Source organism: Streptomyces sp. NPDC046900 (assembly GCF_040644975.1).
Lineage (GTDB): Bacteria > Actinomycetota > Actinomycetes > Streptomycetales > Streptomycetaceae > Streptomyces.
This window is the reverse complement of the sequence record NZ_JBEYXD010000059.1, coordinates 43,884-54,794: the sequence shown is the minus strand read 5'-3', so window position 1 is coordinate 54,794 and position 10,911 is coordinate 43,884. Positions and strand designations below refer to the sequence as shown.

Annotated in this window: 7 protein-coding genes; 5 read left to right on the top strand and 2 right to left on the bottom strand. The window is 71.8% G+C overall.

Going from position 1 to position 10,911, the window contains the following annotated elements; translation table 11 throughout:
* Positions 1–405 (bottom strand): helix-turn-helix domain-containing protein (locus ABZ904_RS36450; protein WP_361828334.1); only part of this gene is annotated, 405 nt, incomplete at its 3' end.
* A 324-nt stretch (positions 406–729) separates the two neighbouring features.
* Between ABZ904_RS36450 and ABZ904_RS36445 the strand changes: the two genes are divergently transcribed.
* The 5 genes from ABZ904_RS36445 to ABZ904_RS36425 all read left to right on the top strand — a co-directional run bounded on the left by ABZ904_RS36445 (position 730) and on the right by ABZ904_RS36425 (position 9,573).
* The gene (locus ABZ904_RS36445; RefSeq protein ID WP_360990636.1) at positions 730–2,382 is read left to right on the top strand and encodes a protein kinase; all 1,653 of its coding nucleotides are present in this window, start codon (positions 730–732) and stop codon (positions 2,380–2,382) included.
* Between the two features lie 178 nt (positions 2,383–2,560).
* Positions 2,561–4,225, top strand: a complete 1,665-nt coding sequence (locus tag ABZ904_RS36440; protein WP_361828331.1) for a serine/threonine-protein kinase — start codon at positions 2,561–2,563, stop codon at positions 4,223–4,225.
* 81 nt (positions 4,226–4,306) lie between these two features.
* Positions 4,307–5,965 carry a serine/threonine-protein kinase gene (locus ABZ904_RS36435; RefSeq protein WP_361828328.1) on the top strand — a complete coding sequence of 553 codons (1,659 nt, stop codon included), beginning with the start codon at positions 4,307–4,309 and terminating at the stop codon, positions 5,963–5,965.
* A gap of 115 nt (positions 5,966–6,080) precedes the next feature.
* Positions 6,081–7,721: a succinic semialdehyde dehydrogenase gene (locus tag ABZ904_RS36430; RefSeq protein ID WP_359398069.1), complete on the top strand. Its 1,641-nt coding sequence runs from the start codon at positions 6,081–6,083 to the stop codon at positions 7,719–7,721.
* 49 nt (positions 7,722–7,770) lie between these two features.
* Complete coding sequence (locus ABZ904_RS36425) at positions 7,771–9,573, top strand: GMC family oxidoreductase (RefSeq protein ID WP_361828324.1); 1,803 nt, start codon at positions 7,771–7,773, stop codon at positions 9,571–9,573.
* A 138-nt stretch (positions 9,574–9,711) separates the two neighbouring features.
* Here the strand turns inward: ABZ904_RS36425 and ABZ904_RS36420 are convergent, their stop codons facing one another.
* Entirely contained in the window at positions 9,712–10,728 is a 1,017-nt protein-coding gene (locus ABZ904_RS36420) for an LPXTG cell wall anchor domain-containing protein (RefSeq protein ID WP_361828321.1), read from the bottom strand.
* Between the last annotated feature and the right edge of the window lie 183 nt (positions 10,729–10,911).

Below are 10,911 nucleotides of genomic sequence, written 5' to 3'. Positions count from 1 at the left end.
GCGCCAGATCCGCCCCACGGTGGACTTCGACAGCCCGCTCTCGGCCGCCATGGACGCCCGTGACCAGTGCGTAGCGTCCTTCGGGGTGCGCTCCAGGGTAGCGACGACAACCGCCTCCACCTGCTCGTCGGAGATCTTCCGGGGAGCCCCGGGGCGCGGCTCGTCACCCAGGCCGTCCAGACGCAACTCCAGGAAGCGGCGACGCCACTTGCCCACTGTCTGCGGCCAGATCCCGAGCTCGGCGGCCACCTGCTGGTTCGACTTCCCCTCCGCGCAGCCCAGCACGATCCGGCACCGCTGGGCCAGGGCCTGCGCGGACGTCGCCCGCCTCGACCAGCGCAGCAGCGTCTCGCGCTCCTCGTCGGTCAACGTCACCTCGGCCATCGGCCGTCCCATACGTGCCATGCAAGCAAGACTACATATATTCATCGAACTTCAGGCGCAGGACACTACATGTCCGGTCCCGCGGCGGACTGGGACACGACGCGTCAGCAGTTCGACGAGGTGCTGCGGGCGTGGCGCCAGCCCACGGGCTGACAGCCGGGGCGGCCACGCCCCCGCGTGCGGCCCGTGCTCGGCACCCTCTCGTGCGCTCCGGCGCCGGCACGCCCCCTCGTACGCCCCCGAACGTCCGCCGCACCCCGCCCGCACGCCCTCTTGCGTCGCTTGTCGGCCACCGTCTCGGCAGCGTCCCGGAGGGGCGACCTCCGGTGCGGCATGATGGGGCTTATGGGGACCGAGGGGGAGAACGTCCGTGTGATAGCGGGCCGCTACCGGCTCGAGGAGCGGATCGGCCGCGGCGGCATGGGCGTCGTGTGGCGGGCGACCGACCAGTTGCTCGGCCGTCAGGTGGCGGTCAAGGAACTCGTCCTCGACACCTCGCGCTCCGCCGAGGAGCTCCGTCGCCAGCGGGAGCGCACCCTGCGCGAGGCGCGCGCGGTGGCGCAGTTGCACCACCCCCACATCATCGTCGTCCATGACGTCGTCGAGCACGACGAACGTCCGTACATCGTGATGGAGCTGATCGACGGCGGCTCGCTGGCAGAACACGTCGCCGCCCACGGTCCCGTCGACGCCCGCGAGGCCGCTCGGATCGGCATCGCCCTGCTGGGCGCGCTGCGCCGCGCGCACGAGGCGGGCGTGCTGCACCGCGACCTCAAGCCGGCGAACGTCCTGATGGAGGAGGGCACCGACCGTGTCGTCCTCACCGACTTCGGCATCGCACAGGTCGCCGGGGCCACGACGCTGACCGAGAGCGGTTCCTTCGTGGGCTCGCCCGAGTACACCGCGCCGGAGCGGATGTCCGGCGAACGCACCGGGCCCGCGTCCGACCTGTGGTCGCTCGGCGCGCTGCTGTGCGCCGTGCTGAGCGGCGAGTCGCCGTTCCGCCGCGACTCGTTGGGCGGCATCCTGCACGCGGTGGTGGCGGACGAGATCCGTCCGCCCGCGCAGGCCCAGCCGATCCTGCCCGTGGTGCGAGGGCTGCTGGAGCGCGATCCGGACCGGCGCCTGGACGCGGCGGAGGCCGAGCGGCTGCTCCAGGAGTTCCTGGAGACCGGACGTACGCCACGCGTGCCGGTGGCGTACACGCCGACACAGGGGGACATCCCCCGGCGCGCGGCACCCTCGCGGGAGGCACCCGAGTCGGCGACACCGTCGGTGGGCGCGGTGCCGCGGCCCGGTGGAACCTCCGCCCGCGGCATGCTCATCGCGGCCGCCCTCGTCGCCGCGATGGCGGGTGCGGGCGTCTCGGCGGCGACGTTGCTGATCCGCGACGGCGGCAACGGCGGTGGGATGCCCGCGAGTTCGGGACCGCCGGGCACATCTCCGAGCACCCGTCCGTCGAGTTCTCCGGCCACGGGGCCCTCGCCCGCGCCCACCGTGACGGTGACGAAGTCGCCGTCCTCGGGACCGGCTTCGGCACCGCGCGCGCCCCGCACGGCTCCCTCCGGGTACCGGTCGGTCCAGGATCCGGACGGGTTCTCGCTCGCCGTGCCGGAGGGGTTCACTCGGGCCCCCCAGGGCGAGCGGATCTTCTACATGTCGCCCGGGCAGACCTTCCGCATCGGCATCAAGGCCACCGATCGCGAAACAGGCGGCCCCCTCGCGGTGATGCGGAGCGCGGACGCCAAAGGGCCGGCCGACAACCCCGGTTATCGCGACGGCCGGGTCACCGGGACGTCGCACCGCGGGAATTCGGCCGCGCTGTGGGAGTTCACCTGGGACGGTTTCACGGCAGCCGAGGGACCGCGGCACACCTACGACCTGTGCTGGGAGGAGAACGGCCGGATGTACGACGTCTGGGTGTCGGCGCCGGTCGGGAAGGTACGGGAGGCGAAGGAGTACTTCGACGTGGCGGTCGACACGTTCGTACCGGCGTAGTACGGCTGCCGCATTCGTGGCCGCGCAGTTCGGCCAGGGCGCGTTCGTAGCCGCGCAGTCCGGCCGCGCCGCGTTCGTACTGGCGTGAACCGGAGACGAGTTGCGCGGTGGGTCACGGATCTGTGACCGGTACCGGGCAGGGGTGGCTGCCGAAGGGCCCTCGTATGAGGATGAACGCATGAGCAGCAACGGGGGAGGGCCGCACCGGTCCGACGAGACGACGAGTTTCGGACTGCAACCGCCACGGCCGGCCGTGCCGTATCCGGGGAACCCGTACGCGCGGCCGCAGTCCGCACCGGCGGACGCGCAGCCCCAGGCGGTCCCCACCCAGGTCGTGCCCGACCGGGCGGAGGACCCCGGGGCCGGGCGGCTGATCGCCGGACGCTACCGGCTGCTCGCCAAGCTCGGCCACGGTGGCATGGGCACGGTGTGGCGGGCCAAGGACGAGACCGTGGACCGCGAGGTCGCCGTCAAGGAACCCCGGATCCCCGGCCACCTTCCCGAACGGGAACAGGCCAACGTCTACGAGCGGATGCGCCGTGAGGCCCGGGCCGCCGCGCGCCTCGACCACCCGGCCGTCGTCGACGTGCACGACGTGGCGGTGGTCGACGGCAGGCCGTGGATCGTGATGGAGCTGGTGCGCGGCCGCTCCCTGGGCGATGTGCTCCAGGAGGGCACGCTCGGGGTGCGCGAGGCCGCGAGGATCGGCCTCGAGGTGCTCGGCGCGCTGGAGGCCGCGCACACGGCGGGCATCCTGCACCGCGACGTGAAGCCCGACAACGTGCTGCTCGGCCGGTACGACCGGGTCGTCCTCACCGACTTCGGCATCGCGCAGATCGAGGGCGAGACGAACCTGACGGACACGGGCGGCTTCGTCGGCTCGCCCGAGTACATCGCGCCCGAGCGGGTGCTGGGCCACCGTCCTGGCCCGGCCTCCGACCTGTGGTCGCTGGGCGTGGTGCTGTACGCGGCGACGGAGGGCGTCTCGCCGTTCCGCCGCACCAACACGCCCGCCACCCTCCAGTCCGTCCTCCACTCCACGCCCGCCGCCCCGGCGTCGGGCCGGGGTCCGCTCGCCGAGGCCATCGACGGCCTGCTGCAGAAGGACCCGGCGCGCCGCCCGGACGCTGCCGAGGTCCGCCGGGTCCTGCGAGAGGCGGCGAAAGAACCGCGGCCGGTCCCGCCGACCCAGCCGGCCGTCCCCGTCCCCGGTGGCGGGGGCGTCCGCCTCGGCCGCAAGGCACTGCTCGGGATCGGCGCCGCGGTGGTCGGGGTGGCGGTGGCGGCGTACCTCGTCCTCGCCGACCCGTTCGCGGGACCGCTGCCGGACGGCTGGCAGCAGCGCCGGGCCGAGGCACTGGGCGCGACGCTCGCGGTGCCCGCGGACTACCAGGTGACCAGGCCCGGGAAGGACGACACCGACAAGAACTGGGTGACGTACACCGACTGGAGCGGCAGCATCTGGATCGGACTGCACCTCGCGAGGAAGTCCGAGGACTCCTCCCACCAGATCAAGGACTCCTCGGCCGCCGAGATGCACGCCGACAACGGCGAGTTCAAGGACACCGGCGCCTATGAGCTGGCCATGGCCGCGGGCCCGAAGAAGACCGAACCGAAGGAGACCGCGTACCAGGGCAAGCAGGCCGCCGAGAACACGGTCTCCTACACGACGAACGACAGCCAGAATCCCCGGCCCCGCGAACTGCAGATCTTCTACTACAAGAACTCCGCGGGCGACATGTACAAGCTCACGGTCAGCTACCCGGGCAAGGGCGACTTCACGGACCGGGGCCGCGAGGTGGCGCGCGCGGCCATGGCGAACCTGGACATCGACAGGCTCTGAGCGGTCCGCACCGCACCGTGGCGGCGCCCGCTCCACGACCCGCGTCGACAAGTGGGCGCCCTCCCGCGATACTCATGGGGCATGAGCAACGGCGGGTGCCGCACGGGCGCGGAGGGGCGGCTGGTCGGCGGACGCTACCGGCTGATCGAGCGCATCGGCTCCGGCGGCATGGGCACGGTGTGGCGGGCGCACGACGAACTGGTCGAGCGGGACGTCGCCGTCAAACAGCCCCAGCTTGCTGGGGATCCCGAGGACGAGGGCCACCAGCGCGCCGCCCACCGGCTCTACCGCGAGGCCCGGGCCGCCGCCCACGTCGACCATCCCTGCGCCGTCTCCATCCACGACGTCGTCGTCGAGGACGGACTGCCCTGGATCGTCATGGAGCTGATCCGCGGTCAATCGCTGCACGAAGTGCTCCGGCGCGGCCCTCTCGAACCCGCCGAGGCCGCGCGGATCGGCCTCGCCGTCCTCGGCGCGCTGCGCGCCGCCCACGCCGTCGGCATCGTGCATCGCGATGTGAAGCCCGCCAACGTGCTGCTCGGCCCGCACGGCCGTGTCGTCCTCACCGACTTCGGCATCGCTCATATCCAGGGCGAGGAATCCCTCACCATGAGCGGCGAGTTCGTCGGCTCGCTGGAGTTCATCGCCCCCGAGCGGATGTCCGGCCCGGGCGCCGCGGGCCCCGCTTCCGACTTCTGGTCGCTGGGCGTGCTGCTGTACGCCGCCGTCGAGGGGTCGTCCCCGTTCCGCCGTACGACGCCGGAGGCCACGCTCGCCGCGATCCTCGCCGCCGCTCCGCCCGAGCCCAGGCAGGCAGGGCCGCTCGCGCCGCTCCTCGTAGCGCTGCTGCGGAAGGAATCGTCGCGGCGGCCGGGCGCGGAGCAGGCCGCGACGGTACTGGAGGCGGTGGCCGAGGGGCGCCCCGTACCGGACACGGCATACGGCGAGGTACCCGAAGCGCAGGAGGCCTCCGGTCCGCGGAAACTCACGGACGACACGGGCACGTTGCGGCTGACGGGCGAGCAGGGCTCCGGGGCTTCCGCCGGCGTCGGCTCGGCTTCCGAACGGGAGTCCATACCGGTCCCCGAGCCGCGGACCGCCCCCGAGCGCCGCGCGCCGGGGCGCCGCGGCTCCTCTCACCGGCCCTTCTCCACCATGCTCCTCGGCGCTCTCCTCCTGGGCGGCCTGGGGCTGGGCGCGGCCGACTTGTTGGCCCGGACCGCCGACGGCTCGGCCACGGAACACACCGCCACCTACAACTCGGCTCCCGCCGTCACCTCCCCGGGTCCCGCCACCGGCACCTGGACGGCCCATCGCGAGCGACGGCTCGACGCGATCGTGTCCGTGCCTGCCGGCACCCCGCGCCGGACGTCGACGGACCGCGCGGTGACCTACGGAGACGACGACCTCAAGCTCCGACTGACCCGTGAGGAGAACGCCCTCGCCCCGCTCCGGGCCTGGGCCCGGCAGGAGACCGCCGCCTGGTCCGGCGACGACGCGACCACGCTCTACAAGCCGACGAACTTCCATGGCGACGAGGCCATGCTCACCGACACCATCTACACGGCACGGCGGCACCGGTTCCGGGTCCTGCAACTGCTCATCGTCACCCCCGCCGGGGAGCACTACACGCTGCGCGTCGACATGCCCAGAGGCACCGCGGAGGAGAGACGGGGCATGTCTTTGTTCACGGGCGCCCGTGCCCGTCTGAAAGTCGGCATCAGCACGCTGGGCTCCTGACAACGCCCTGATCAGCGGGTTTGCTGCCAGCGATCACTGGCGCGGTGTGGACACCCCGTGAAAGCCCGTTACCGACGGGTACCCAAACGCCCCGGCCCGGCATACCCTGCGCGTCATGACGGACTCCCAGGCCCCGGAGAAGGCCACCGACACGACCGGTGCGGGCACGGCCGGCACGAACCCTCTCGCACCCGCCCCCGCCGGCGCCCGCACCGCCGTCGACGTGGTCACCCCGGAGCTGGTCGCCCAGCTCACCAAGGGCGTGGCCGGCTCCGGCCGCACCGCCAACCACACGCCGTTCACCGGCGAGAAGCTGGCCGACCTGCCCGAGTCCACCCCCGAGGACGTGGCGGAGGCGTTCGCCCGGGCCCGCACGGCCCAGCAGGCCTGGGGGGCCACTCCCGTACGGCAGCGCGCCGCCGTGCTGCTCCGTTTCCATGACCTGGTGCTGGAGCGGCAGGCCGAGGTCCTCGACCTGATCCAGCTGGAGACCGGCAAGGCCCGGCTCCACGCCCACGAGGAGGTCCAGGCCGTCGCCGTCGCGGCCCGGCACTACGGCCGCATGGCCTCCTCGTATCTGAAACCCAAGCGGCACACCGGCGCCGTGCCCACGCTGACGCGGGTCACCGAACTGCGCCACCCGCGTGGCGTCGTCGGTCAGATCGCCCCCTGGAACTACCCGCTGGAGCTGTCGGTCGGCGACGCGCTCCCGGCCTTCGTCGCGGGCAACGCCGTCGTGATGAAGCCCGACACGGAGACGTGCCTGACCGCGCTGTGGGCCCGCGACCTGCTGATCGAGGCCGGGCTGCCCGCCGACGTCTTCCAGGTCGTCATCGGCGACGGTCCGGTCGTCGGACCGGAGGTCGTCCGGCACGCCGACTATGTCTCCTTCACCGGCTCCACCCGCACCGGCCGCGAGGTCGCGCAGGGCGCCGCCGCCCGTCTCGTCGGCGTCTCGCTCGAACTCGGCGGCAAGAACGCCATGCTGGTCCTCGAGGACGCCGACATCGAGAAGGCGGCCGTCGGCGCCGTGCGCGCCTGCTTCTCCTCGGCGGGTCAACTCTGCATCTCCATCGAGCGGTTGTACGTCCACGAGTCGATCGCGGACGCCTTCGTGGAGCGGTTCGTGGCCCGCACCAAGGCCATGCGGCTCGGCAGCTCCCTCGCGTACGGCGCGGAGATGGGCTCGCTCGTCGGCGAGCGGCAGCTGGAGACCGTGAGCCGGCACGTCGAGGAGGCCGTCGCCAAGGGCGCCAAGGTCCTGGCCGGCGGAGTGGCGCGCCCCGACATCGGTCCCTTCTTCTTCGAACCCACCATCCTGGACGGTGTCGAGGCACCGATGTCGGTGTGCGCGGAGGAGACCTTCGGCCCGGTCGTGTCGATCTACCGCTTCACGACGGAGGACGAGGCGGTGGAGCGTGCCAACGCCACCCCGTACGGCCTGAACTCCTCGGTCTGGACGAAGGACGGCCGGCGCGGCCGCGCGATCGCCGCCCGGCTGCGCACCGGCACGGTCAACGTCAACGAGGGCTACGCGTCCGCGTACGGCAGCGTCCAGTCCCCGATGGGCGGCATGAAGGACTCCGGTCTCGGTCGCCGCCACGGTTCCGAGGGCATCCTCAAGTACACCGAGGCCCAGACCGTCGCCCACCAGAGACTGCTGCCGATGGCCCCCTCGCTCGGCATGGACGACGAGAAGTACGCGGCGCTGATGAGCCGCAGCCTGAAGCTGATGAAGGCGTTCCGCCTCCGCTAGACCACGACGGTTTCCGCAGAACCACACCCGTTCTCAACGAGGAGAGCACGTGTCGCAGGAGAAGTCTGTCCAGGCCCGGGACGAGGACGGGTACGACTACGACGTCATCGTCGTGGGGTCGGGGTTCGGCGGATCCGTCTCCGCGCTCCGTCTGACCGAGAAGGGCTACCGGGTCGGCGTCCTGGAGGCCGGCCGCCGTTTCACCCGTGATTCCCTGCCGAAGAACTCCTGGGACCTGAAGAACTACCTCTGGGCCCCCGCGTTCGGCATGTACGGGATCCAGCGCATCCATCTGCTGGGGAACGTGATGGTGCTGGCGGGCGCCGGGGTCGGCGGCGGCTCCCTCAACTACGCCAACACCCTGTACGTACCGCCGAAGGCCTTCTTCGACGACCCGCAGTGGCGGGACATCACCGACTGGCACGAGGAGCTGAAGCCGTACTACGACCAGGCGCAGCGCATGCTCGGTGTCCGGCTCAACCCGACCATGACCCTGTCCGACGTGCACCTGAAGGCGGCGGCGGAGCGGATGGGCGTGGGCGACACCTTCCACATGGCGCCGGTCGGGGTGTTCTTCGGCGACGGCGAGGACGCCGACGGCTCCGCGAAGGGCAAGCCGGGGCAGCAGGTCGCGGACCCCTACTTCGGCGGCGTGGGACCGGAGCGCAAGGCCTGCACCGAGTGCGGCGAGTGCATGACGGGCTGCCGTCACGGTGCGAAGAACACCCTGAACGAGAACTACCTCTACCTCGCCGAGAAGGCGGGCGCGGTCGTGCACCCCATGACGACCGTCGTGTCGGTCACGGACGACTCGCGGGGCGGGTACGCGGTCGCCACCCTTCCCACCGACGACCGCCGCAAGGGCCGGGGGAAGCTCTTCACGGCCCGCCGGGTCGTCCTCGCCGCCGGTACCTACGGCACCCAGACCCTGCTGCACCGGATGAAGGCGGCCGGGCAACTGCCGTACCTCTCCGACCGCCTGGGTGAACTGACCCGCACCAACTCCGAGGCGCTGGTCGGGGCGCAGACCGACAACCGGCGCTACCGCAAGGCCACGGGCGAGCCGAAGGCCGACTTCACGCGCGGTGTCGCCATCACGTCCTCGATCCACCCCGACGAGAACACCCATATCGAGCCGGTCCGCTACGGCAAGGGCTCCAACTCGATGGGCGGCCTTTCGATACTCCAGGTCCCCTACGCCGACGGCTCGTCGAGGGCGGCGGCCTGGCTGCGCAACGCCGCCCGCCACCCCGTCCTCGTCCTGCGCTCCCTCTCCAACCGCCGCTGGTCGGAGCGGACCATCATCGGCCTGGTGATGCAGTCGCTGGACAACTCCCTGACGACGTACCTGAAGCCGAACGGAGTGGGCAAGGGTCTGCTGACCGCGCGCCAGGGCCACGGTTCCCCCAACCCCAAGCAGATCAGGGCCGCCTCGGAGGGCGCCGCGGCCCTCGCCGCCGAGATCAACGGTTTCCCCGGCTCGAACGTCGGTGAACTGATGGGCACCCCGCTGACGGCCCACTTCCTCGGCGGCTGCCCGATCGGCTCCTCGCGGGAGACGGGCGTGATCGACCCCTACCACCGGCTCTACGGTCACCCCGGCATCTCGGTGGTCGACGGTGCGGCGGTCTCGGCGAACCTCGGCGTCAACCCGTCGCTGACGATCACCGCTCAGGCCGAGCGGGCGATGTCGTACTGGCCGAACAAGGGCGACGAGGACCCGCGTCCGGCGCAGGGGACCTACGAGCGGCTGAAGGCGGTCGAACCGACGGCGCCGGCGGTCCCGGCGGAGGCCTTCGGCGCGCTACGCCTGCCGTTCCTGGGCATGCCGGCGGTGCCGCCGAAGAAGTAGCGACCGCGCCGGCGGACGACACCGCCGCGCAAGGTGAAAGAAAGAAGGACCTGTGCCCCCCTCCGAGCTCAGGTCCTTCTCTCTTGTGTGCGAGGCGTACGGGACGCCTGACGCAGTTTGTGTGCGGGTCCGCAGGCCTTACGCGGCCTGGCCACCCGTCTTGCGGCGACGCAGGGCGAACACCACACCGCCACCGGCGACGACCGCGACACCGCCGACGAGGGCGATGGTCGGAAGCGCGGAGGACGAACCGGTGGAGGCGAGGCTGCCGGTGGCCGGAATCTCCTTGGCGCCGCCCTGCGGCTCCTTGCCGCCGGACGGCTTGTCGCCCTTGCCGGGCTTGGCCTGACCCGGGTTCTCGTTGTCGCTGCCAGGCTTCAGGACGGTGAACGTGTAGATGGCGAACGCGCTGTGCACGCAGTTCTTCTCCTGGTCCACGTATCCGCCCAGGCCCACGCTGTAGCCCTCGCCGGCGGGGGCCTTCGCGGTGATGTTGACCCGCAGCTTGATGTCGACCGTCTGCTTGGGGCCGAGGTTCGTCTCACCGAAGTAGACGCCGTTGCCGATCTCGTCCGCGACGGACTGCCAGGACTTGGTCGTCGGGTCGAAGTACTCGAGCAGGGCGTAGGTGCTCAGCCAGTCCTTCTCGTCGTCGCTCGCCGTGTCGTTGTCGATGAGCGCGAGCCACTCCACCTGGCCGAGGGACTGGTCGCTGTGGTTCGACGCGGTCAGGGTGAAGTTGTGCCAGCCGCTGCCCGCGACGATCTTGCCCGGCAGGCCGGAGACGGCGAGGGACAGCTGGGAGTCGGGGTCGACCTCTTCGTCGGTGCAGGGGGTCGGCTCGGCGGTGGGCACCGCGCTCTCGGTGGGCGTGGCCGACGGGGTGCCCGACGAGGACGAGGACGCGGACGACTGGCCCGCGGGGGCCACGGCGGTCGCGCTCGACGAGGACGTCGCCGTGGACTCCTCGCCGGCCGGCGTCGTCGTGCTGGTGTCCGGCGCGGGGCTGGTCGGCGACTCGGTGCCCGTGGTCTCCGTCGCGGCGGCGGGGGTCGTGGGCGTTTCGTCCGCGAACGCCGCCGGAGCGGACAACAGTGCGAGCGGGGCTATGGCAGCCGTCGCGGCAGCGGCGGCCAGTGCACGGCGAAACTTCATGAAGACCTCGAAAGTCAGGCATGCCGCGACGGCGCGGCATGGTTCGGGGAGGCCTCCGCGTGTGGGGCGCGGCTGTGGCCCACGATTCGGTAGGTGTGACCTGCGAAGCCCGTGAACGGTTGCAACGTATTCACACGTTCTTTATGTGGCCTGGGTCACAATCCGCTGGGGCGTGCGATCGCC